The 20709-nt window shown below is 35.7% G+C and carries 16 protein-coding genes and 1 pseudogene; 1 reads left to right on the forward strand and 16 read right to left on the reverse strand.

Features of this window, described 5'->3' with window-relative positions; translation table 11 throughout:
- Positions 1–57 precede the first annotated feature (57 nt).
- The 10 genes from AB4865_RS11755 to AB4865_RS11800 all read right to left on the reverse strand — a co-directional run bounded on the left by AB4865_RS11755 (position 58) and on the right by AB4865_RS11800 (position 9582).
- Positions 58–687, reverse strand: coding sequence for a WbqC family protein (locus AB4865_RS11755; protein WP_372473486.1), 630 nt, complete (start codon positions 685–687; stop codon positions 58–60).
- Positions 687–2261, reverse strand: coding sequence for a signal peptidase I (gene lepB / locus AB4865_RS11760; RefSeq protein ID WP_372473487.1), 1575 nt, complete (start codon positions 2259–2261; stop codon positions 687–689). Before lepB ends, AB4865_RS11755 begins: the two co-directional genes overlap by 1 nt.
- A 97-nt stretch (positions 2262–2358) precedes the next feature.
- Positions 2359–3060, reverse strand: coding sequence for a 4-hydroxy-tetrahydrodipicolinate reductase (gene dapB / locus AB4865_RS11765; protein WP_372473488.1), 702 nt, complete (start codon positions 3058–3060; stop codon positions 2359–2361).
- 219 nt (positions 3061–3279) lie between these two features.
- Positions 3280–3423 carry a hypothetical protein gene (locus AB4865_RS11770; protein WP_372473489.1) on the reverse strand — a complete coding sequence of 48 codons (144 nt, stop codon included), beginning with the start codon at positions 3421–3423 and terminating at the stop codon, positions 3280–3282.
- Positions 3424–3455: 32 nt separating this feature from the next.
- Entirely contained in the window at positions 3456–3944 is a 489-nt protein-coding gene (locus AB4865_RS11775) for a DUF5683 domain-containing protein (protein WP_372473491.1), read from the reverse strand.
- A 92-nt stretch (positions 3945–4036) separates the two neighbouring features.
- Positions 4037–4942, reverse strand: coding sequence for a ParB/RepB/Spo0J family partition protein (locus tag AB4865_RS11780; RefSeq protein ID WP_372473492.1), 906 nt, complete (start codon positions 4940–4942; stop codon positions 4037–4039).
- 9 nt (positions 4943–4951) lie between these two features.
- The gene (locus AB4865_RS11785; protein ID WP_372473493.1) at positions 4952–5716 is read right to left on the reverse strand and encodes a ParA family protein; all 765 of its coding nucleotides are present in this window, start codon (positions 5714–5716) and stop codon (positions 4952–4954) included.
- 334 nt (positions 5717–6050) lie between these two features.
- Positions 6051–6341, reverse strand: coding sequence for a DUF6169 family protein (locus AB4865_RS11790; RefSeq protein WP_372474912.1), 291 nt, complete (start codon positions 6339–6341; stop codon positions 6051–6053).
- Between the two features lie 474 nt (positions 6342–6815).
- Complete coding sequence (gene dnaB / locus AB4865_RS11795) at positions 6816–8294, reverse strand: replicative DNA helicase (protein ID WP_372474913.1); 1479 nt, start codon at positions 8292–8294, stop codon at positions 6816–6818.
- Positions 8295–8628: 334 nt separating this feature from the next.
- On the reverse strand, positions 8629–9582 hold the full coding sequence (locus tag AB4865_RS11800; RefSeq protein ID WP_372473494.1) for an acetyl-CoA carboxylase carboxyltransferase subunit alpha: 954 nt from the start codon (positions 9580–9582) through the stop codon (positions 8629–8631).
- A 241-nt stretch (positions 9583–9823) separates the two neighbouring features.
- On the opposite strand from AB4865_RS11800, the gene AB4865_RS11805 reads away from it, so the two are divergent.
- Entirely contained in the window at positions 9824–12394 is a 2571-nt protein-coding gene (locus AB4865_RS11805) for a gliding motility-associated C-terminal domain-containing protein (RefSeq protein WP_372473495.1), read from the forward strand.
- Between the two features lie 293 nt (positions 12395–12687).
- Here the strand turns inward: AB4865_RS11805 and secA are convergent.
- The 6 genes and pseudogenes from secA to AB4865_RS11835 all read right to left on the reverse strand — a co-directional run bounded on the left by secA (position 12688) and on the right by AB4865_RS11835 (position 20676).
- Positions 12688–15871: pseudogene (gene secA / locus AB4865_RS11810) on the reverse strand (preprotein translocase subunit SecA).
- 65 nt (positions 15872–15936) lie between these two features.
- On the reverse strand, positions 15937–16158 hold the full coding sequence (locus tag AB4865_RS11815; protein ID WP_372473496.1) for a DUF2795 domain-containing protein: 222 nt from the start codon (positions 16156–16158) through the stop codon (positions 15937–15939).
- Positions 16159–16829: 671 nt separating this feature from the next.
- A complete protein-coding gene (locus tag AB4865_RS11820) occupies positions 16830–17711 on the reverse strand; it encodes a bifunctional 5,10-methylenetetrahydrofolate dehydrogenase/5,10-methenyltetrahydrofolate cyclohydrolase (protein ID WP_372473497.1) in 882 nt (293 codons plus the stop codon).
- A 47-nt stretch (positions 17712–17758) separates the two neighbouring features.
- Positions 17759–19105, reverse strand: a complete 1347-nt coding sequence (ffh, locus tag AB4865_RS11825) for a signal recognition particle protein (RefSeq protein WP_372473498.1) — start codon at positions 19103–19105, stop codon at positions 17759–17761.
- A gap of 72 nt (positions 19106–19177) precedes the next feature.
- Positions 19178–19954, reverse strand: coding sequence for a nucleoside triphosphate pyrophosphohydrolase (gene mazG, locus AB4865_RS11830; RefSeq protein ID WP_372473500.1), 777 nt, complete (start codon positions 19952–19954; stop codon positions 19178–19180).
- Between the two features lie 215 nt (positions 19955–20169).
- Positions 20170–20676, reverse strand: coding sequence for a DUF5606 domain-containing protein (locus tag AB4865_RS11835; RefSeq protein WP_372473501.1), 507 nt, complete (start codon positions 20674–20676; stop codon positions 20170–20172).
- Between the last annotated feature and the right edge of the window lie 33 nt (positions 20677–20709).

A 20709-nucleotide genomic window follows, 5' to 3' on the forward strand; every position in this document is an offset into this window, starting at 1 on the left:
TATACTTGCTAATATATAAAAAAGTCAATCTTCATTAAAAAGATTGATTCATTTTTTCTACAACACCAACGCTTGCTTTTTCAAATAATCAACTCCGTAGCGACCTTCGTTGAAAAGCAAATCCAAGATGCTTAAATTATTGATAAAACCGTGTTTTTTGTCAAACACTTGAGGATAAGATTTAAATTTATTTTTGTCTTTTTTCCCATTGATTAATCCTCTCGCATCGAATATTCCTTCTTCAACCTCCTTGAAATATTCGGTTGTTTTGCTGTAAGGCAATTCAATTCCCAAACATTCAATAAGAATTTCGTGAATTTGTAGATTCAAATCCAGGAGAAAATCGTGTTTTTTCTCAAAAACGGGTCGAATATCATCTTCAAAAAACTCAAAATATGGCGAAGTACGATAAGCCGCTTCCAAAGACTTGAAATGTTGTTTTTGCCAGTCAAACGCATATTCGATTTTTACATCACGGTATTTTTGATGTGCTTCTTTGCTGTGCTTTATCGGAATATTCAACAACTGTAAGCCATTTGCACTGTAAATATACATACGGTTACGGTTGGTTTGCTTCTGAAAATTGTCATCTACTTCGTAAATCAATTCCGGTGTTTGTACCATCGCCACAAAATGACTAATCGACGGAAAATACGAAGGGTGAATAAGCAGTTTGTTTTGTTCCATTAGTTGTAATATTCTTTTTTACCTTTTCTCCATTTTACAACCGAATATCCTGCCCAAGCAACCAATGCAATCAACACGATAAATCCGTAACTTCTCGGTTGTCCACTACCGTGAACCGTGGTAAAGATACGCTCCCAACGAATTTTGTCGAACAATTTTTCTTTTTGTCCGTCCCAACTCATCCAAATTAAAACAGGCGTACCTACTATATGGTCTTCCGGAACAAATCCCCAATATCTACTATCTTCTGAAGCATGTCGGTTGTCTCCCATCATGTAGTAATAATCCTGTTGGATTTCGTATTGCGTAGTCAGATGACCGTTGATAAAAATTTTTCCGTCTTCAACTTTTAAATCATTTCCTTCGTAAATTTCAATAATTCTCTTGTACAAAGGCAATGTTTCGGTAGTAAGGGTTACCACTTCACCTTTTGCAGGGATGTGAATAGGACCTAAATTGTCTGCACTCCAATTTTGATTGTGTGGGAAAATGGCTTTTTTGTAATCTCTTGTATATTCAATTCCTACATTATTAGCCTTTTCAATATTTTTCACACCAGGCATCTTAGAAATCAACGCTGCATTTTCATCTGTTAATGATTGGAAAATCAAACGGTTTTCTGAAACTTGACCTACCGAATTTTGATCAATATCCATTTCAAAAAACAATTTTTGACCGTCTAAACGAGTACCTGGCTCAATGTCCACATAATATGCATATTGAATTTTTGCACGATCGCCCAAACCTAAAACCTTTCCATTTACATACACCACTCCGTTTTTAATAGAAAAATCATCACCTGGTTTTCCTACCAATCGTTTTACATAATTGGAGCGTTTGTCCAATGGTTTGTTTACATGGCGTTTCGATTTATCAAAAAATTGATAAACCGTATCCGTAGGCCAATTAAATACCACAATATCATTGTATTCAGGTTTTTGAAAACCTGGAAATCTAAATTTTGGCAATTGAGGTTTAGACAAATACGATTTTGTTTTAATCACAGGAATCGTATCATGTACCATTGGAAAAGCAATAGGTGTTTGTGGAGTTTTTGCACCGTAGTTCAACTTACTTACAAACAAGAAATCTCCCACCAACAAAGTTTTTTCCAAGGAAGAAGTTGGAATTGTAAACGGCTGTATCGCATACGAATGAATAATCGTTGCTATGATCACACCAAACACAACCGAGCTTATCGTTTCTCCTGCTTCGTTCGGAGCTTTGGTACTGCGGTCTGGTCTGTGTTTTACATCTTGTGTATAATTGACATACGCTACATACAATCCCAAAGTAAAGATTCCCAACAATGTATCGGCAGTTGAAGTTTTTCCAAAACTACGAAGAGTTTCTACCCAAACGACAGGAAACATTATCAAATTTACCACAGGTATAAACAACAAAATCACCCACCATTTTGGTCGGTTGATGATGTCCATCAATTGTATTCCGTTGTAAACAGGAATAAAAGCATCGATTGCTTTTTTATTTGCCTTTACATACAAGTTCCAAGTTCCCAATCCGTGAATAAGATTGATCAATAGTATGAAAAGTAATAACTGAAACCAAGTCATAAAAATATTTATTTAAAAATTAAAATAATTTGAAAATGAGTTAATTTGGAAATTTGAAAATGTGATGATTTGAAGATTAATTATCTCACACCATTCACTAATCACTAAACAACACATCTTTCATTGAAAAAACTCCTTTTTTTCCAACCATCCATTCGGCTGCTAAAACAGCACCTAATGCAAATCCTTTTCTATTATGGGCAGTGTGTTTGATTTCAATCGTATCAATTTCCGATTCGTAAAAAATGGTGTGTGTACCTGGTACATCGGGAATTCTTTTGGCTACAATTGGTAAAATATTTTCTTCTTTTGCGTCCAATCCCCAATTTGTGTAATTGGTTTGAGCAATGATGTCGTTTGCTAAAGAAATTGCCGTACCACTCGGAGCATCGAGTTTTTGTGTATGGTGAATTTCTTCCATTGCAATATTGTATTGTTTTAAAGGTGCCATCAATTGAGCTAAATATTTATTTAATTCAAAAAAGATATTTACTCCAATACTAAAATTTGATGCATAGAGAAATCCTCCGTTTTTTTCTTTTACAAAATCTACTACTTCGTCGTATTGTTCCAACCATCCTGTAGTTCCACAAACCACGGGAATATTGTGAGCAATGGTTGTTGTAATATTTTCTTTTGCCGACGACGGTATGCTAAAATCAATCGCTACATCTGCTTGTTCCAATCCGTCGAACGAATCATTTTCGTTTTTTTTCAATACAATGCTATGACCTCTTTCTTGGGCTATTTTTTCGATTTCCTTGCCCATTTTGCCATAACCGAGTAAGGCTATTTTCATATTTTATTTTTTTTTAAAATCACATAGACACAATAGATTTTTTATCACTGAGAAACAGAGAAACTTCGCTTTAAGAGAAAACATAGATCTTTTTTAAAATAAATATATATAATAATTCTCTCGTAGATTTCACAAATTTAACTCCATTAAGACAAATATTTTGCCCTCATTTCCTCTACTGTCGTTATCCTTCCTTCTTCTTGTCTTGCTCTTTCAATTTTAGCAAAAAAATTCCTCTTTCGTCATTTCGGTATCGTCTTTTTCAACTGCACGAACTTTTTTTGCTTTAAATTTTTGAATGAATTCTTCCAAAAATGAAAGATATTCATTTTGTACTTCTAAGGTTACTACTGTTGTTGCCATAATAAATTGATTTTTTGTAAATATAAACTTTATCAAAACCTAAAATTCAACACCACCCCAAATTGATACGAATCGTTTAAATGATTGTATTCCATTGCGGGATACAAAGATAAATCCTCGCTGATGTCGAATTGTTTTAAATGGGCGTCAATATTGGCATCGAGTATATTCAAGGCGTAAATCCCAATCGTTACCACCAATGCTAAATCTCTATTTCTCTGATAAATACGTTGCCCTCGAATCAAACGGTCGTTGTCCAATCGTCCGAAATAAGGGTCGGTAGTATCGTGTATGCCTTGCAATCTGCGTTTGTATTCGTTTCGCCAACGGTTATAATTTCTGTGATTGTTAAAATACAAATAGGTAGAAAAACCCAAACCTCCGTAAGCAATGGGCAATTTCCAATAACTCTTGTTATAAATCTGCCCCAAACCTGGCACTACTGCAGAATAAAACGCTGCTTTTGAAGGTGCTTGATGATCAAACCCTAAATCGGAATATTCTTTTTCTATTGTATTCACCTCCTGAAATTCAATTTCATTCGGTTCGTTTTCCTGAGAAAAAACTGTCAATATCCCTACAAAAAAGCACACTATAATTGAAAGATATTTCACTATTTTTCCAACAATTTTAATATTCTTTCTAAATCCTCTGCCGAATGGAAAGGAATATTGATTTTTCCTTTTCCGTTTGCCGCAATTTTCACCTCTACTTTAGCACCGAAAAAGTCGGTAAAAACTTTCTTTTGATTGTCTGAAATAGTATATAAAACTTTGGCCTTTGTAGCAGGTTTGTTTTCTGTTTTATTAGCTCCTTCTTGATATTCTCTCACCAAATTTTCGGTTTCTCTTACCGATAGATTTTCCATAATGATTTTGTGATAAATATCTAATTGAGCCTCTTTATTTTCGATAGAAATAATCGCTCTACCGTGCCCCATTGAAATAAATCCATCACGGATTCCCGTTTGAATAATTGGGTCTAATTTCAACAATCTCAAATAATTGGTAATTGTAGAACGCTTTTTTCCTACTCTTTCGCTCATTTGTTCTTGCGTCAATTGGATTTCGTCTATCAATCGCTGATACGACAAAGCAATTTCGATTGGGTCGAGGTCGTGTCTTTGGATATTTTCTACCAACGCCATTACCAAAGACTCGTTGTCATCGGCGATACGCACATACGCAGGAATGGTTTGCAATCCAGCCATCTTCGATGCTCGTAAACGACGCTCCCCAGAAATTAACTGAAATTTGTTAAAACCTATCTTTCTTACTGTAATAGGCTGAATCACACCCAATTCTTTGATAGAAACAGACAGTTCTTTCAAAGTTTCTTCGTTGAAATTGGTTCTCGGCTGAAACGGGTTGATTTCAATCGCTTCGATATCCAATTCGATAATATTTCCTACAATTTTATCTGCATGAGTATCTTTTACAGATTGAACATCTGTTTCGGGTTGTTTCAAAATAGACCCCAATCCTCTACCCATTGCTTGTCTTTTTATAGCTTTTGCCATAATTTATTGTTAACTATTTTTCTTAATAATCTCTTCTGCTAAACTCAAATAATTAGTTGCTCCTTTGCTAGCTGCGTCGTAATTGATAATGCTTTCGCCAAAAGAAGGAGCCTCACTCAATTTCACATTTCGTTGGATAATAGTTTCAAACACCATATCTGAGAAGTGTTTTTGCACTTCTTCTACCACTTGATTTGACAATCTCAAACGCGAATCGTACATCGTCAATAGCAATCCTTCGATGTCTAAATTAGCATTGTGAATTTTTTGCACGCTCTTGATGGTATTTAGCAATTTGCCTAATCCTTCCAATGCAAAATATTCACATTGAATAGGAATAATCACAGAATCTGCCGCCGTAAGAGCATTTAGGGTAAGTAAGCCCAAAGACGGAGCACAATCGATGATGATATAATCATAATTGTCTTTGATAGGAACCAACGCTTCTTTCAACATGTATTCACGATTTTCTACATCGACCAATTCGATTTCAATGGCAACCAAATCGATATGAGCAGGCATCAAATCTACATTCGGAGCTGTACATTCCAATAGGGTTTCTTGTGGAGTAACCGAATGCTCCAATACTTGATAAGTACCAATTTCTACCGTTTCAATATCGATACCCAATCCCGAGGTGGCATTTGCCTGTGGATCTGCATCAATCAACAAAACTTTTTTCTCAAGTGCTCCCAAAGAAGCCGCTAAATTTACAGAAGTAGTGGTTTTTCCTACCCCTCCTTTTTGATTGGCGATTGCTATTATTTTACCCATATTTTATATTCGTTTTGATTGCCTGTTTTTGATTGTTTATTTATTATCATATATCCCGATAGTTATCGGTAGCATAGATTTTTACGTTTGAGTTTTGATAGCTATAGGAGCAGAGATACTACGCTTTTGAGTTTACCCTGTGGAATAAATTCATATTAAACAGGGAAATCATAGACTGTTGCTGTCATTTCAATTCCTATCCTGCTGGAGAAATTTTCTTTCCAGTTTCAGGGTCTATCACATAAGGTCTTCCAGTTTCTTTATCTATCAATACCTTATTTATGTATTTTTTTTCTTTAATTGTTTCCATGGTTCTAAATGAAAAAATTAAAAATCACTTTTCATTATATTCTTTCACAGTATTCATAAAAAGAGCTTCAATAAAAACACTATTCACATTATTTTTATGATAAATAAAAGATGTATAATAATTATATTCTTTTTTTATTATTCCATCCATTTTTATCAAACACTTATTAAAGTCATCATTAATAAACCATCTACTAAACTTGTGAAACCTTTGAATCTCCTTTTGATCTTCGAAAGAACACCTATAAATTATACTCTTCTTTTCATCTTTAAAGAAAAACTTTACAATCTCTCTTACTGTATATTGAACATTTATATCAAAAGGTGGAAATTTATTATTAAATGCTTATAAAAAAATACTATATAAATTTTCTATTGGCAAATAATCAACTATACCGAAAACTACTCGATATTAAATTTCATTTTTTTCAAGAAAACACAAGCAGATGATTCTGCATTATAAATCACATTATATGGGCTTTGCAAGTTTAACTCCTGCTCCATTTAATTGCTCTTTAGTAATTTATCCTTGTAAATATTTTTTGATTAACTGTTGATTTTTTATAAATCGGTCAATCATTTCTTTTGCAATTTTTTATTTCCATAGTTTTATTTTAAAAAGATAGAATTAATCACTCGACACTTTGATTCTCATTTAATTCTATATTTTCCGAACAAAAATAAGATAATTCGCTTGTAAAATTACAAATTTTAGACAAATTATAAAATTTTCATCTACAAACCTTTTAGTACCAGCGTTAAACAGCAAAGCTCTAAACTCACAAAGTGTTTAAAACGCCAATCCGTCGTCTTCATCATTTGTTGTTGGTGGTGTTCCAAAAATATCTTCTCCTTTTGGTAAGCTATTAACTGAAAACTCGTTGATACTCGATGAAAATTCTTGTGTAAAATCCATTTCAAGATTGTCAAATTTACCGTATTTCCCAAGGAATCTCAAGCGGATATTATCCAGACCTCCGTTACGGTGTTTTGCAACGATAAATTCGGCTTCACCTTCAGTTGGAGACTCCATTTCATCGTCCCAAGTGGTAATTTTGTAATATTCTGGTCGATAGATAAATGATACAATATCAGCATCTTGCTCAATAGCTCCCGATTCTCTCAAATCTGACAATTGTGGGCGTTTGTGTCCAGGTCTCGACTCTACATTTCGCGACAACTGTGACAAGGCAATCACCGGAATATCTAACTCTTTTGCCAAAGCTTTTAGGTTTCGTGAAATAGTCGAAATTTCCTGCTCACGGTTTCCTCCTCCTTTGCTATTTCCTCCTGCGGTCATCAATTGCAAATAATCGATGATTATCAATTGTATGTCGTGCTGTTGTTTCAATCTTCGGGCTTTTGCTCTCAAATCGAAAATCGACAACGACGGCGTATCATCAATGTATAAAGGTGCTTCTTGTAAATCCTTTACTTTAGTACTAAGTTGCTGCCATTCATGCTTTTCCAATTTTCCCGTACGCAATTTCTCTGACGAAAGTGCCGTTTCTGACGAAATCAAACGGGTAATCAACTGTACCGATGACATCTCCAACGAAAATACCGCCACGGCTTTTTGAGCTCCGACTGCAATATTTCGAGCCATCGATAAGACAAATGCTGTCTTACCCATACCCGGACGAGCCGCAATGACAATCATATCCGACGGTTGCCAACCCGATGTCAAGGCGTCTAATTTGTGAAAACCAGTTGGCAAACCAGACAATCCGTCTCTACGTCCGATTTCTTGGATACGATTGATGGCTTGTGCTACCAACGACTGAGCTGTTTCTGTACTCTTTTTAGCATTGTTTTGCGTGATTTCAAAAAACTTGGATTCGGCAGAATCTATCAAATCAAATACATCGGTCGATTCGTCATACGCCTCTTCGATAATTTCACTCGACACACGAATCAAACTTCTCTGAATGTATTTTTGAATGATGATACGAGCATGAAATTCGATATGTGCCGAAGACGATATTTTTTGCGTAAGCGTAACCAAATAATAATCGCCACCAGCCAATTCTAATTTTCCATCTTTTTTCAACTGAGTGGAAACCGTAAGCAAATCAATAGGTTGCGAATCTCTAAACAATTTGAAAATCGCCTCGTAAATATACTTATGAGCTTCTTTATAAAACGCATCGGGTGTGAGTATGTCTATCACATCGTTCACACCTTTTTTGTCTATCATCATCGCTCCCAAAACCGCTTCTTCCAAATCTACAGCTTGAGGAGGTAATTTTCCTCGCTCCATCTGTATCATTTTTCTAAACTCCTCGTTTTCAGAAGGATGAATTTGATTATTTTGCAAATTTGTTTCCATTTTACCAATTAAAGATGAAAAAGCTGTTCAAAAAGTATCATTTTGACAATGCTTTTTGAACAGCTGATTGTTGTTGTATTTTTTTCTTCAACACATTGACAGATAGCTTTTTAACGGCAGTGAATCATAGAATTATTTAAGTTATCAAAGACGCTACGCTTTAAAAAGAAAACATAGACGATTTATTATAAAACAACTACTCCTAATTAAAAAAAACTATTGTCTTTGCCCATATAAAAAAGGGAAACGCGTGAAAATCACACAAAATTTACTATTATTCTGTGTAAGCACCCATTTTTGAATATTTATCAATACGGTTGCTGATTAATTGATTTGGCTTTTTCAATGACAATTCAGCAAACGCATTGACAATATATTTTTTCACAGTTTCAAAAGTGGTTTCTCTATCGTAATGAGCTCCTCCAAGTGGTTCTGGGATGATATCGTCGATCAATTCGTTTTTCTTCATGTCGTACGATGTCAATTTCAAGGCTTCAGCTGCTTGTGCTTTGTTTTCCCACGAACGCCACAAGATAGACGAACAAGACTCTGGAGAAATTACTGAATACCAAGTATTTTCCAACATAAACACCTTATCTCCAACACCGATTCCCAAAGCACCTCCCGATGCTCCTTCTCCTACAATCACTACAATAATAGGTACTTTGATACGGAACATTTCGTAAATATTTCTTGCAATAGCCTCTCCTTGTCCTCTTTCTTCTGCTTCCAGTCCTGGATATGCACCTGGTGTATCTACAAAAGTTACAATCGGAATATTGAATTTTTCTGCCATACGCATCAAACGCAAAGCCTTTCTATATCCTTCTGGATTTGCCATACCAAAGTTGCGGTACTGACGCGTTTTGGTATTGTATCCTTTTTGCTGTCCGATAAACATAAACGACTGGTTTCCAATTTTTCCAAGACCACCTACCATCGCTTTGTCGTCTTTTACTCCACGATCTCCAAACAATTCTAAGAATGAATCACCACACAACGCCTTGATATAATCTACTGTATAAGGTCTGTTTGGATGTCTTGACAACTGTACGCGTTGCCAAGCCGAAAGATTTCCGTAGATTTCTTTCTTTATTTCTTCTAATTTTTGCTGAATATTTTCGCAAGTAGCTGATACATCAATATTTGACTCTTCACCTATTTCCTTGCATTTATCCAATTGTTCGTATAGTTCTTTTATCGGTTGTTCAAAATCTAAATATTCCATTTTGTAGTATTTTTGAAAGTACAAATATAAAACAAATTTGGAGATTGAAAAATTTAGAGATTGAGAAAATTGTATAAAATCGAAATTATAAACATCATTTTACAATCAACTTGCAACCGTTGTTTTTTTTACCTAATTCTTAATAAAATTGTATTAAAATTTACAGTTAATTTTATCCTTTTCAACCATTTTTATTATTATTTTTGCTTTTTAACTTATAATAAACATAATATAAGTACATATGAAAAAACAATTTGTCTTTTTATTATCTCTTTTGATATTGTCAAGTTTTTCAACCGTTTTTGCTCAGTACGCAACTACACACCACATAGCACCTGCTCCATGGAAATATTGGAGTAATGCTAATGAAATTGTAATAGGAACCATGTCAACTGAGCAAGTACAGGTTAATTTGAGAAAAAGCGATGGAACTTTAGTAACCAATCTTACTCTTACAAACTTACAACCTGTATCTTATCGATTTGAGGGACAGCCTTCCAATAATTTTTACAATATTATTGGGGATATTTATAATGATATCGGATTGATTGTAGAGGCATCGGCTCCTGTGATGGTAAATTTGCGAAATATTGCATCAGATTCTTGGGGAACTTCGGCTAATAATATCAAAGGAAATGCCTCTTTGGTTAGTTTTGGTAACGAAGGATTGGGGACAGATTTTTTGGTAGGTTACTATCGTACTTCTACTCAAGGTTTGTTTATCCCAGATACCGGAAATCAAAGTGCTGTCTATTCTGTAATGGCTACAGAAGATGATACAACTGTTGCACTTTTGACTCAAGATATAACACTAAATGCTGGGCAAAGTTATTTATTTACCGCTCCCATTGGTACAAAAATCACTGCTGATAAATTGGTGGTTATGAATGTAGGAAGTTACGGAGATACTCCTCAATTGTGCGGACCAGGTGGTGGACACGGACAAGATGGTACGTTTGACCAAATTGCTCCTATTCCTGTATTGGGAACGAAATATTTGGTGGTAAGAGGAAATGGTACTGCACCAAATACCAATCAAGCAAACTTACAGTATGGTTCGGAACAAACGGTAGTCATTGCCAGTCAACCAAATACTACTCTGACTATTTCTCATTATACAGCTGCGGGTGCTTTGATAAATACTGTAACTGAAGTACTCCCAAACGAAGGTAGTTTTTATACTTTTTACCATGGTAACAACGCTGCTTTTTCCTCTTCATTAATTGAATCTACAGCTCCAGTAGTCGTTTATTCGGGTACTGCTGTTGATTGTGAAACCGATATTTCTACCGTGCTACCTATCGGAAATTGCTCGGGAGCCTTTAATATCCAAACAAAAAAGTTTATCAACTACAATTCGCAAAATCTTCCTTATACAGGTTTTGTCATCATCGAACACGAAACCGAACCTGTATTGATGAACAATCAAAATATCGAAACACTGACAGGAAACACGCGTATTCCATTGGGAGATTCTGGATTGTTTTTGATTAATTTCAATAATTTAAACATTGGAAATCCTAACGATATTGTTTTGACCTCTAATCTACCTCTGACCTCAGCCTTAGTTCAGCAAGGATTAGGTTTTTCAATGAGTGCCTTCTTCTCATCTTTTGGAGCTTTGGCTGATACTCCTACTATGACAGTAAACGAAGATTGTTCTGTCACATTGACTGCTGCTGCTGGATTTGAAGAGTATCAATGGTATTTAAACAACGAATTGATTGCTACAACTACAAACAATCAAACTATTGTAAACCAAAGTGGAAACTATACTGTAAGAGTGATGAGAATTTGCGGATGGTCTAAAAAATCACTACCTTTACAAGTCTCTATCGATCCATGTGCGGATTTGAAAATAGAAAAAACCGTTTTGAGTAATGAAGGACTACAAGTTACCTTTAGAATAGTTGTAGAAAACCTCAACTCTCATTACAATGCAAACAATGTCATCGTTACTGATGCTTTACCTGCAGGTTATACATTTGTTTCTGCAACTGCAAGTGTTGGCACTTACAATCCTGCAAATGGACAATGGAATGTAGGTACGTTAATACCAAACGCCAATGCAACTTTGGATATCAATTGTACCATCACTTCTACTGCTGAATACCTCAACACAGCAACAGTAACGAGTTCTACTACAGATCCAAATACAGCAAACAACAGTTCGACTGCGGGTATAAACAAACCAATTGCTGATGTAGATGCAATCAAAGACGACGGTTCGGATTTTTACAAAAAAGAACAACCTATTGTTTATACAATTACTATAACCAATCACGGCCCTGCTGATGCATTTGGCATAGTCGTTTCTGACCCTGTACCCAATGGATTGGAAAATGTTAGTTGGGAAAGTACTCAAAACACAAGTGGAACAGGAAATTTAGTGGACACAATCGAACAGTTGAAAGTAAATGAAAACGTCATTTACACAGTCAATGCTACTGTTTCAAACAATCACTCTGGTGCATTGACCAACGTTGTCAGCTATACCTCAGACTATTACGTTGACCCAGTATCAGAATGCACCAAATGTACAGACACCAATTACGAATTTCCAAAAATTCCTAAGGGAATCAGTCCTAATAGAGATGGCAAAAACGATATATTAGATTTGAGCGATTTCTTCATAGCAGAACTCTCAATTTTCAACAGATACGGCACTAAAGTATATTCAAAAACAGCCTATACAAACGAATGGAAAGGTCAGTCTGATACAGGAGAAATACTCCCTACCGGAACTTATTTTTATTCTCTTTTATTGGTTGACGGTCAGGTGCTCAGCGGATATATTCAATTGAATTATTAATCGTAAAAAGCATTAACTATTGATTGATTGCTTTCGTTATAGGTGAATTCTCTCACTGTTTTACTATCCGAAAAAGTAGTGGTAATTTTAGTAGGCTAATATTTAGCGGATGAACCATTTGTACCGTTATCATTTTTACATCCAACTAAAAATGTTGATGCAATAATTCCTAATGCTAAAGATATTTTTTTTATGATTTTAAAAATTTAAATGTTTATTTACAAAAATAAGATTTTTTAGCTTTTTGCAAATATAAAAAAAGCGAAGTCTAAATCGACTTCGCTTTTGCTGTATTAAAACTGAATTCTGGTTCTTATTGTTGTAGAATGTCCTGTGCTTTCTGATTGAGAAACTTCGTTTACCTCTGGAGTATTTTCTGTGAAAGATCTCGTTGGTTCGGATCTTTCCTCTGCCATTGGTACATCAAATTTCATCAACATAGACACTACATCTTTATTGATAGACTGAATGGTCTTTTTAAACAACTCAAAGGCTTCGAATTTGTAAATCAACAATGGGTCTTTTTGTTCGTGTACTGCCAATTGTACCGATTGTTTCAATTCATCCATTTTGCGTAAATGTTTTTTCCAAGCCTCATCTACAATATTGAGCGTAATGTTTTTCTCAAATTCGTCAATCAGTGTTTTTCCTTGAGTTTCGTAGGCTTTTTCCAACGAAACTACCACATTTACCACTCTGTGTCCGTCTGTAAATGGCACAACCATACGCTCGTATTGATTTTCTGGATTTTCAAATACTCGCTTGATTTGTACCATAGCAATGTCTGCATTTTTTTGACATTTTTCTTGATAGTGCTTGTAAATCGCTTCATAGAAATTGTCTGTCAAATCTGCTTCTGTTTTTTTTGCAAATTCTTCTTCTGTAAACGGAGGATTGATTCCAAAAATCTTAATCGTATCAAATGTCAAGTTTTTGTAGTCATTTCCTACTTTGTTTCCAGAAATCAAGAAATCACAAACTTCAAACAACATATTGGCGATATCTACTTTCAAACGATCTCCGTGCAGTGCGTGTCTTCTGCGTTTGTAAACCACTTCACGTTGTGCATTCATCACATCGTCGTACTCCAACAAGCGTTTACGTACTCCAAAGTTATTTTCTTCTACTCGTTTCTGAGCTCTTTCGATAGATTTTGTCATCCAAGAGTGTTGGATTACTTCTCCTTCTTTCAAGCCCATTCCGTCCATGATACGAGCGACTCTGTCTGAACCAAACAAACGCATCAAGTTGTCCTCCAATGACACATAGAATTGTGATGAACCTACATCTCCTTGACGACCCGAACGACCTCTTAACTGGCGGTCAACGCGTCGTGAATCGTGTCTTTCTGTTCCAATAATTGCCAAACCTCCAGCGGCTTTTACCTCATCTGTCAATTTGATATCGGTACCCCTTCCTGCCATATTGGTTGCAATCGTTACCACACCTGGTTTACCAGCTTCGGCTACAATTTCTGCTTCTTTTTTGTGCAATTTGGCATTCAATACATTGTGCTGAATACCACGCATTTTCAACATACGACTCAACAATTCTGAGTTTTCTACCGAAGTAGTACCAATCAATACTGGTCTTCCTGCGTTCGACAATTCTACTACATCTTCGATTACTGCATTGAATTTTTCACGAATCGAACGATAAATCAAATCGTGTTTGTCAATTCGTTGGATAGGTCTGTTGGTTGGAATTTCTACTACATCCAATTTGTATATTTCCCAAAACTCTCCTGCTTCTGTTGTTGCTGTACCTGTCATTCCTGACAATTTGTTATACATACGGAAGTAGTTTTGTAGGGTAATTGTTGCAAAAGTTTGCGTTGCCGCTTCGATTTTTACATTTTCTTTTGCCTCAATCGCTTGATGCAATCCGTCCGAGTAACGACGACCGTCCATAATACGCCCCGTTTGCTCATCTACAATCATTACTTTGTTATCCACCACTACATATTCCGAATCTTTTTCAAACAATGCGTAGGCTTTCAACAATTGTGTAATGGTGTGAATTCTTTCTGATTTTACCCCAAAGTCTTGGAACAATTGCTCTTTCAAAGCAGTAGTTTCTTCTACTGAAAGATTTTTCTTTTCGATAGCTGCGATTTCTGTTCCGATATCCGGCAATACAAAGAAATGTTCGTCTACACCTTGTGATAAATATTTGATACCGTTGTCAGTCAATTCTACTTGGTTGTTCTTCTCATTGATAACAAACAACAAAGCCTCGTCAACTTTTTTCATTTCACGGCTGTTGTCTTGCATGAAATGATTTTCGGTTTTTTGTAAGATTTGTTTGATTCCTTCTTCCGACAAGAATTTGATCAACGCTTTGTTTTTTGGCAACGCACGATATGCTCTCAACAAGTTGAATCCTCCTTGTTTGGCTTCACCAGCTTTCAACAAGCGTTTTGCTTCGGTAAGGAATCCGTTTGCCAATTGGCGTTGGTTCATCACCAAGCTTTCTACTTTTGGTTTTAATTCCAAAAACTCGTGGCGATCTCCTTGGGGTACGGCGAGAAATAATCAATGGTGTACGCGCATCGTCAATCAATACAGAATCGACCTCATCGACAATTGCGTAATTGTGTTTCCTTTGTACCAATTCCTCAGGCGAATGCACCATGTTGTCTCTCAAATAATCGAAACCAAATTCGTTGTTGGTACCGTAGGTAATATCTGCTTTGTAGGCATTTCTACGAGCTTCTGTACTTGGTTGGTGGTTGTCGATACAATCTACAGTCAATCCGTGGAATTCAAAAATAGGAGCATTCCATTGGCAGTCGCGTTTTGCCAAATAGTCGTTTACGGTAACTACATGCACTCCGTTTCCTGTCAAGGCGTTCAAATAGATTGGCGAAGTCGAAACCAAAGTTTTACCCTCACCCGTTTGCATTTCGGCGATTTTTCCTTGGTGAATTACCGTACCACCGATCATTTGCACATCGTAGTGTACCATATTCCAAGTAGTAGGATTTCCTGCTACTTCCCAAGTATTTGAGTAAATGGCTTGATCTCCTTCTATGCGAACATTTGATTTGTATGAAGCCAATCGGCGGTCGTTTTCAGTAGCTGTAACTGCAATTTCTGAGTTTGTGCTAAATCTACGAGCCGTCTCTTTTACTACAGCAAAAGCCTCTGGAAGAATTTCCATCAAAGTTTTTTCAGACAATTCGTAGGCTTCTTTTTCTAAAGAATCGATGTTTGCATACAAATTTTCTCTCTTGTCAATATCGGTAATTTTTGACAATTCTTCTCTGTACGAAGCAATCTTTTCGTCTTGTGAACTACGAGATTTTTTAATTTTATCTTGGAAATAAATCGTTTTAGCTCTCAATTCGTCATTTGAAAGACTTTCGTAGCTGGTTTGCAACGATTTGATTTTTTCGATATAAGGTTTGATTGCCTTAATATCTTTTTGAGATTTGTCTCCGAGGAGTACTTTCAAGATGTTATTTATGACACTCATAAATAGTATATTTAGGTTTGTTTATTTACAACGAAAAGGGTTATTAGAAACCCTCTTTTCATTTTTTAGTATTCGTCTTCGTTCCAAAGGTAATCTTCATCCGTTGGATAGTCAGACCAAATTTCTTCCATAGATTCGTACATTTCTCCTTCATCTTCAATAGATTGAAGATTTTCAACTACTTCTAAAGGTGCTCCTGTACGAATTGCATAGTCGATTAATTCGTCTTTTGTAGCAGGCCACGGTGCATCACTCAAATACGATGCTAATTCTAAAGTCCAATACATAGTTAATTTTTTATTGCAAAAATAATTTTATTCCTTGTAAATGCAAGTTTTTTTTAATAAAATTTATTTTCCAATAGTCAATTGTTGTGCCAAGTGGAATTTTGTGACATTTTGACAGGGGTGTTTTTTTTTCTTTTTAAACCACAAAGAAACATAGACGCTTTTCTTTTTTTTAGCCACGACCCGAAGGCTTGTCCGGAACTGTACGAAGTAAATTTCACGACCCTAGGCAACGCCGAATCGTAGGCAGTAAATTAACACAAATTAAATACACCTGCGATAGTTTGTATTTAAACAAATAGATTTTTTATACTCCCAATCTGTTATGCTGTCAAGCATCTCAACACAGATTTTTTCTTTCCACAAACGAACTTCTCAGAAGTTGATGAAGGGCGTAGTATGAACTTCTGAGAAGTTGAAAACTGTCCGTATCACTATTCACAACAAAGAAACAAAGAAACGAAAACACTACACTTGCAGAGTTTATCCAGTTGAATATGAAATCATTCAACAAGGAAAACATAAACAGAAAGAGTTAGAAAAACTACTCCTTTTGAAAATAATGAACAGAGGGGAATGCGTGAAATAAAACTAAAATATAAAAGTCGAGATGACTTCATAGCAATTTATGGTAAAAACATAAAAAACCTGTCTTTCGACAGGTTTACAAGTTATTTTCTTGCTCTTCGTTCACGAGCGATTAATGTATTTTTCATCAACATAGCGATAGTCATTGGACCTACACCTCCTGGTACTGGAGTAATCCATGATGCCTTTTCTGCTACTTCGTCAAAGGCTACATCTCCTTTGATTACATATCCTTTTGGGTGGTTGGCGTCTGCTACGCGTGTAATTCCCACATCTACAATCACCGCTCCGTCTTTTACCATCGATGCTTTCAAAAATTCTGGCACTCCCAATGCTGTGATAATAATATCGGCTTCTTTTGTGATTTCTTCGATGTTTTGCGTCGCTGAGTGCGTCATTGTTACTGTCGCATTTCCTGGATAGGCTTTTCTGCTCATCAACAAGCTGATTGGTTTTCCTACAATGTTTGAACGACCGATTACCACTACATTTTTTCCTTTGGTTTCGATGCTGTTTCTTTCCAACAATTGCAAAATTCCAAAAGGTGTTGCGGGGATAAACGATTCTAATTCCAACGCCATACGACCGAAGTTTTCTGGGTGAAATCCGTCCACATCTTTGTCTGGATCAACGGCGTTTAGTACTTTTTGCTCGTCAATGTGTTTTGGCAAAGGCAATTGTACGATAAATCCGTCGATGTCGTCATTTTTGTTCAATTCATTGATTTTTGCCAACAATTCTTCTTCTGTAGTTTCTTCTGGCAATGATACCAAAGTAGAGTCGAATCCGATTTTTTCACAAGCTTTTACTTTGCTTCCTACATAAGTCAAACTCGCTCCGTTGCTTCCAACCAAAACCGCTGCCAAATGTGGTACTTTTTCTCCTCTTTCTTTGATTTGTGCTACTTCGATAGCTATTTCGTTTTTAATATCCTCAGATATTTTTTTTCCGTCTAATAATTGCATTGTTTTCTTTGTATATTGTATTTTGTAGTATTGTATAATGTATTTTTTTACATTCCCATACCCATTCCTTTCATTTGTCCCATCATACGCATTAGGTTTTTACCTTTCGAGCCTTGCAACATTTTCATCATTTTGCTCATTTGGTCAAATTGTTTAAGCAACTGATTTACTTGTTGAATATCCGTACCCGAACCTTTAGCAATGCGTTGTTTTCTCTTGGCATCCAAAATCGATGGTTTTTGACGCTCTTTTGGAGTCATCGAGTGGATTATGGCCTCGATGTGCTTGAACGCATCGTCTTCGATTTCTATGCCTTTCAAGGCTTTGCCCATACCTGGAATCATTCCTACCAAGTCTTTCATCGAACCCATTTTTTTGATTTGCTGGATTTGATTCAAGAAATCATCGAAACCAAATTCGTTTTTAGCAATTTTCTTTTGGATTTTTCTCGCCTCTTCCTCATCATACTGTGCTTGAGCTCTTTCTACCAAGGAAATAACATCTCCCATTCCCAAAATACGATCTGCCATACGGTCTGGATAAAAAATGTCTATAGCGTCCATTTTTTCTCCTGTACCGATAAATTTGATAGGCTTGTTTACAATCGATTTGATAGAAAGTGCCGCTCCTCCTCGTGTATCACCGTCTAATTTGGTCAATACTACTCCGTCGAAATTCAAACGGTCATTGAAAGCTTTGGCTGTGTTTACCGCATCTTGTCCCGTCATCGAATCCACTACGAATAAGGTCTCGTGTGGTGTAATCGCTGCGTGTACATTGGCAATCTCGTTCATCATTTCTTCGTCCACCGCCAAACGTCCAGCAGTATCCACGATTACGACATTGTATCCGTTGGCTTTTGCGTGATTGATGGCGTTGGTTGCAATAGAAACTGCATTTTTGTTTTCTGGTTCGGAATAAACATCAACGCCAATTTGCTCTCCTACTACATTCAACTGATTGATTGCCGCCGGACGGTAAATATCACAGGCTACCAATAAAGGTTTTTTATTTTTTTTCGTTTTTAGGAAGTTGGCCAATTTTCCCGAAAAAGTCGTCTTTCCCGAACCTTGCAATCCAGACATCAACACCACAGTAGGATTTCCAGACAAATTGATACCAGCTGCATCTCCTCCCATCAATTCGGTCAATTCATCTTTGACGATTTTTACCATCAATTGTCCTGGTTGCAAAGTAGTCAATACCTCTTGTCCAAGAGCTTTTTCCTTTACACGATTGGTAAATTCTTTGGCTATTTTAAAGTTTACATCGGCATCTAAAAGGGCTCTACGGATTTCTTTTAGTGTCTCAGCAACATTTACTTCGGTAATTTTTCCATGACCTTTTAATACATGAAAGGCCTTATCTAATTTATCACTTAAATTATTAAACATCTCGTTTGTGTTTTTAATGTGCAAATATACTACATTCTATATGTATAGACAAATAAATATTTAGGAGTCAAATTATTGTTTTTTTACTTGGTTCCAATATTCGTCCATTTGAGCCAAATCCAAATCGTATATTTGTTTTCCATCAGCTTTGATTAACTCTTCCATTTTTTGAAATCGATGGATAAATTTGTTGTTGGTCATTTGCAAGGATTCTTCTGGATGTACATGTACAAATCGAGAATAATTGATCAATGAAAACAATACATCCCCAAATTCTTGTTTAGCAGCTTCTGTATTACCTGCTTTTACTTCTTCTTGAAATTCATTGAGTTCTTCCAGTACTTTTTTCCATACATCATCGGCATTGTCCCAATCAAATCCTACACCACTGGCTTTTTCTTGTATGCGTTGAGCTTTTACCAAAGCAGGCAATCCTCTCGGAACACCTCCCAGCACGGAATCATTTCCTTTTTTTAATTTTATTTTTTCCCAATTGGCTTTTACATCTTCTTCGTTTTCCACTTGTACATCTCCGTAAATATGCGGATGACGCTCGATGAGTTTGGCATTGACACTTTCGATGGCATCAGCAATATCAAAGGTGTTTTGTTCGCTTGCTATTTTTCCATAAAACACCAAATGCATCATCAAATCGCCCAATTCTTTCTTGATTTCCTCAGTGTTTTCATTGAGGATTGCATCGTTTAATTCATATACTTCTTCGATAGAAAGCGGTGCCAACGATTGAAAGGTTTGTTTTTTGTCCCATGGGCATTTTTCTCTCAAATCGTCCATAATATCGAGCAATTGAGAAAAGGCGTTGAGGGGTTTTTGTTTGTCAATTTTCATATTTTTTATTGTTCTTTTTGTCAGTTAACTACAATGTTATTACCACCGAGTTTTTTTTTACCACCGAGAAACAGAGATGCTTCGCTTTTAGAGTTTACCCTGTTGTATTTGAATTTTTCTACAGAGAAAACAAAGATTCTTATGTGTAGAAAAAATCACAAAAACCAAAAAAAATATTCAACTCATGACAAGTTGAATATTTTTCTATCTATTGATTATTCTTCTTTTTTAGTAGCTTTTTTAGTAGTTTTCTTTTTTTCTACTACTTCCTCTTCTTTTGCTTCTGCTGATTTTTTTGAAGATTTTTTCTCTTCTTTTACTTCTGCATTTACTTCTTCAAATTGGAATCTCAATCCCGCGTTGTTCAAGATATTGTACCAGTTCAACACTTTTTTGATATCAGAAACATATACTCTATCTGTATCGTAGTCTGGTAAGATTTCTGTGAAATAGTTTACCAATTCATCGTTTTCTGATTTATGAGAAATTGCTTGTCCGTTATCTTCTTTTTTAGCAATTCTTGCAAAAACCTCAAACAATTTTACTTCTCCTGTATTTGTATAGATTGAAATTTCAGACAACAAACTTACGTTTGAAGTTAGTCCGATTGTGATTTTTTTTCCATCTACTAATGATTGTGCTACAAATCCAGTTCTTGTTTGTAACTTTAAATCATACAAACCTGGTTTCCCAGAAATTGCTAATACTTTGTCTAAACTCATTGTTATATAATTATATTTTTATCAAATTAGAAA

Source organism: Capnocytophaga sp. ARDL2 (assembly GCF_041530365.1).
Lineage (GTDB): Bacteria > Bacteroidota > Bacteroidia > Flavobacteriales > Flavobacteriaceae > Flavobacterium.